Consider the following 1,187-nt stretch of genomic DNA (forward strand, 5'->3'; position numbering starts at 1 on the left):
ATGGCAAAAGAAAAGTTTGAACGCGTAAAACCGCACGTAAACGTTGGTACAATCGGCCACGTTGACCACGGTAAAACTACCCTAACTGCAGCAATCACTAACGTACTTGCAAAAGTATACGGTGGTGTAGCTAAAGACTTCGCAGCAATCGATAACGCTCCAGAAGAGCGCGAGCGTGGTATCACAATCTCAACTTCACACGTTGAGTACGATACACCAACTCGTCACTACGCACACGTAGACTGTCCTGGACACGCCGATTATGTTAAAAACATGATCACTGGTGCTGCTCAAATGGACGGCGCTATCTTAGTTGTTGCTGCAACTGACGGTCCTATGCCACAAACACGTGAGCACATCCTACTTTCTCGTCAGGTTGGCGTACCTTACATCGTTGTATTCATGAACAAATGTGACATGGTTGATGATGAAGAGCTACTTGAGCTAGTAGAAATGGAAGTTCGTGAACTTCTTTCTGAATATGACTTCCCAGGTGATGACTTACCACTAATTCAAGGTTCTGCTCTTAAAGCACTTGAAGGTGAGAAAGAGTGGGAAGACAAGATCGTTGAGCTTGCAGAAGCACTAGATTCTTACATCCCAGAGCCAGAGCGTGACATCGATAAAGCATTCATCATGCCTATCGAAGACGTTTTCTCAATCCAAGGTCGTGGTACTGTTGTAACTGGCCGTGTTGAAGCTGGTATCATCAACGTGAATGACGAAGTTGAAATCGTTGGTATCAAAGAGACGACTAAGTCTACTTGTACTGGTGTTGAGATGTTCCGTAAGCTTCTTGACGAAGGTCGTGCTGGTGAGAACATTGGTGCACTTCTACGTGGTACTAAGCGTGAAGACGTTGAACGTGGTCAAGTACTAGCTAAGCCTGGTTCAATCAAGCCACACACTACTTTCACTTCAGAAGTATACGTACTTTCGAAAGATGAAGGTGGTCGTCATACTCCATTCTTCAAAGGTTACCGTCCACAGTTCTACTTCCGTACAACTGACGTAACTGGTGACGTACAGTTACCAGAAGGCGTAGAAATGGTAATGCCTGGTGATAACGTTAAGATGACAGTAACTCTAATCGCGCCAATCGCGATGGACGAAGGTCTTCGTTTCGCTATCCGTGAAGGTGGCCGTACTGTAGGTGCTGGTGTTGTAGCAACTATCGTAGAGTAATA

General features: G+C 45.4%; 1 protein-coding gene. It reads left to right on the top strand.

The genetic code is table 11. The features are described from left to right. A complete protein-coding gene (gene tuf / locus CSC79_RS19945) occupies window positions 1-1,185 on the top strand; it encodes an elongation factor Tu (protein WP_099297892.1) in 1,185 nt (394 codons plus the stop codon). Window positions 1,186-1,187 lie beyond the last annotated feature (2 nt).

The sequence above is a fragment of the Pseudoalteromonas sp. 3D05 genome, from assembly GCF_002723455.1.
Classification (GTDB): domain Bacteria; phylum Pseudomonadota; class Gammaproteobacteria; order Enterobacterales; family Alteromonadaceae; genus Pseudoalteromonas.

Coding starts and splice junctions, on each gene's coding strand:
- tuf (WP_099297892.1), top strand. CDS start 1: ATGGCAAAAGAAAAGTTTGAACGCGTAAAACCGCACGTAAACGTTGGT.